This window comes from Sulfurihydrogenibium yellowstonense SS-5 (genome assembly GCF_000173615.1).
Classification (GTDB): domain Bacteria; phylum Aquificota; class Aquificia; order Aquificales; family Hydrogenothermaceae; genus Sulfurihydrogenibium; species Sulfurihydrogenibium yellowstonense.
Map to the genome: position 1 here is coordinate 1 of NZ_ABZS01000211.1, position 2,445 is coordinate 2,445.

Consider the following 2,445-nt stretch of genomic DNA (forward strand, 5'->3'; position numbering starts at 1 on the left):
TATAACAGGATTTACACCGAAAAATCAGTACTCAGCAAAAGCAGGACTAACTCAAAAAAATATTTGACTACCAAGTCTTTAATCTTATCAAAGTAGCAGAAAGCAACTTAGAACTACAAAAAGTGATAAAAGAAGATGTAAAACAGCAAGTAAAAGACACAGCAAGAAGGTTATTTCTTACATCCTTAACATACAAAGAAATAATGAAAATAAAAGAAGAAAATCTGAAATATTGGCAGGAAAACTATAAATATGTAGAAGCAAAGTATGACGCAGGACTACTTGCAAAATACGACTTTATGAGAGCATCATCACAGCTACAATCAGCCATAGCAGACTATGAAAACGCAAAAGCAAACTACGAAAAATCTATAGAAGACCTGAAAAGATTTCTAATGATAGAAGACATAACACCACCGGAAGGAAATTTAGAAAAACTAACATACAACAAAGAAATAAACATAGAAAACAACACAGCATTAAAAGTAATAAACCAGCAGATAAAAGTAGCACAACAGCAAGTAGAATACCAAAAATCAGCAAACTATCCATCGCTATCAGCATTTGTAAACTACCAAGCAAACAACCAGGTAAGATTCCCATCTACATCAGAAGTATGGAAAAAAGGCTACAACCTTGGATTATCATTAAACTGGATCCTGTTTGACGGCTTTGCAAAAGATAGCAGAGTACTGCAAGCAAAGATAGACAAAACAAAAAATGAGATAACCTACCAAGATAAAATCATAGAATTAAAAACAACATTAAACAAAACATTGGCAGATATAAAAGCATTGGAACATCAGCTAAAAGCAAATGAAGAAAACTTAAAAGTAGCAAAAGAAGCACTTAGACTATCAACAGAAAGATTTAAAGCAAACATAGCAAACACATTAGAAGTATTAGAATCAGAAAATAACTACCAATCAGCACAGCTGACTTATCTAAACACGCTTTATAACTACAATTTAAAAATCTTTGATTTGATGAATCTTAATGGTGAGTGATTAATAGATATATCTATTTTAGTTAATATTGAAAGGTGTTCCAAAATTCTCTTAAGCTTACCTTTTCTTGTCATCCTGAGGACGAAGTCCGAAGGATCTCTTTTTTGATTTTTTTGATTTGAAAAGAAAAAACATGAGATTCTTCGCTTCGCTCAGAATGACAACGTTGATTTTTGAAACAGTCTTAGTTAACATTTGACAACTTGTAATGATTTCTGATATTATTAAACGAAAAAAGGTGACTCATGAAAAAGTTCAACCACGAAGAAAACGTTGACTTTTATCTTAAGTCTATCTATAAAATTCCACTATTATCCAAAGAAGAAGAGGAGTCTTTACTAAAAAAAGTAAAAGAAGGAGATAAAGAAGCACTTCAAAAGCTTATTATATCTAATTTAAGATTTGTAATCAATATAGCCAAAAGATATGCAGGCTATGGAATTCCATTTTCTGACTTAATCTCAGCAGGAAATGTTGGTTTGATAGAAGCTGCAAAGAAATTTGATACATCAAAGGGGGTTAGATTTATATCTTATGCGGTTTGGTGGATAAGACAATCAATCATAAATACCATTCAGCATGAAAGTGAAATTATAAAAAAGCCAAATAGAATGTACGCTTATGCTTCTAAAATCAATAATGCCTATTCTTACTTAAAAGATACTTTAAACAGAGAGCCATCTATAGACGAAATTATATCTTTTTTGAAAACTCAAGGTATAAAAGTTGAAAAAGAAATGGTTGAAAATTACTTCTTATTTAAAAGCGTTTTCTTATCCTTGGATACACCTATTGAAGGAACAGATAACGACTTGGTCTTAGAAGATACGATATCTGTTTATAATACACTTGATATCGAAAAAGATATCAATGAAGAAGATTTAAAAAGAGCCATAGAAACATTGTTAGATACTTTATCCCAAAGAGAAAGAACCATCCTTATTCATAGGTTTGGGCTAAATGGTGAAGAACCAAAGACACTAAACGAAGTGGGAGAAATAGTTGGTTTATCAAGGGAAAGAGTTAGACAAATAGAAAATAGAGTTTTAAAAAAATTAAGAAAAATAGCAAAAATTAAAAAACTTGAAGACTTGATTTCATAGAAAAATTATTAAAGGCTAGGTATCTAAATATTAGAAATATCATAAAAATTATGGTTATGAAAAACTAATTTTTTATATATGTCTTATATTTCAATATTCAATCCTTACGCACGGGCAGGTTATATGAATTGCTCCGACATCTATCAAGATTTTCACTTTTTCATTTTGACATTTAAATCAGGCTAAGAAATCTCATAACATCTTTAAATATGATTCATCTTATTTAAAAAAGATATAATAATATTGTAAAATTTAAAAAAACTTTTGGAAGGTTAATCATGGAGAAGGCAAAGATAGGAGTTTTAACAATATCAGACAGAGCAAGCAAGGGAATA

Annotated in this window: 2 protein-coding genes; both read left to right on the forward strand. The window is 30.1% G+C overall.

Annotated elements, in window-relative coordinates:
• Positions 1-86 precede the first annotated feature (86 nt).
• Positions 87-1,007, forward strand: coding sequence for a TolC family protein (locus SULYE_RS07635; RefSeq protein ID WP_232178635.1), 921 nt, complete (start codon positions 87-89; stop codon positions 1,005-1,007).
• A 245-nt stretch (positions 1,008-1,252) separates the two neighbouring features.
• Complete coding sequence (locus tag SULYE_RS07640) at positions 1,253-2,110, forward strand: sigma-70 family RNA polymerase sigma factor (RefSeq protein WP_007548168.1); 858 nt, start codon at positions 1,253-1,255, stop codon at positions 2,108-2,110.
• Positions 2,111-2,445: the final 335 nt, after the last annotated feature.